Raw genomic sequence first — 300 nt, 5'->3', positions numbered from 1 at the left:
GGCGGGGCCGTCAAGGATGCCACGCTGGCGACCGTCACGGCGGCGTCGAAGCTGGGCGAGGTCCACCTGATCGTCGCCGGTCAGGGCGTGGACGGTGTCGCGCAGGCCGCCGCCAAGATCGCCGGTGTGGGCAAGGTCCATGTCGCCGATGACGCGGCTTATGCCCATGCGCTGGCCGAGAATGTCGCGCCGCTGGTGGCGAAGCTGATGGAGAGCCACGACGCCTTCCTCGCCCCGTCGACCACCACCGGCAAGAACATCGCGCCGCGTGTCGCCGCGCTGATCGATGTGATGCAGATC

1 pseudogene is annotated in these 300 nt (G+C 69.3%); it reads left to right on the top strand.

Going from position 1 to position 300, the window contains the following annotated elements:
• Positions 1-300, top strand: a pseudogene (locus tag SM191_RS19915) (electron transfer flavoprotein subunit alpha/FixB family protein); the annotation flags it as partial.

This window comes from Sphingomonas sp. 2378 (genome assembly GCF_038084995.1).
GTDB lineage: Bacteria > Pseudomonadota > Alphaproteobacteria > Sphingomonadales > Sphingomonadaceae > Sphingomonas.
The sequence above is the reverse complement of the archived record's forward strand: the minus strand, read 5'-3'. Positions and strand labels throughout refer to the sequence as shown.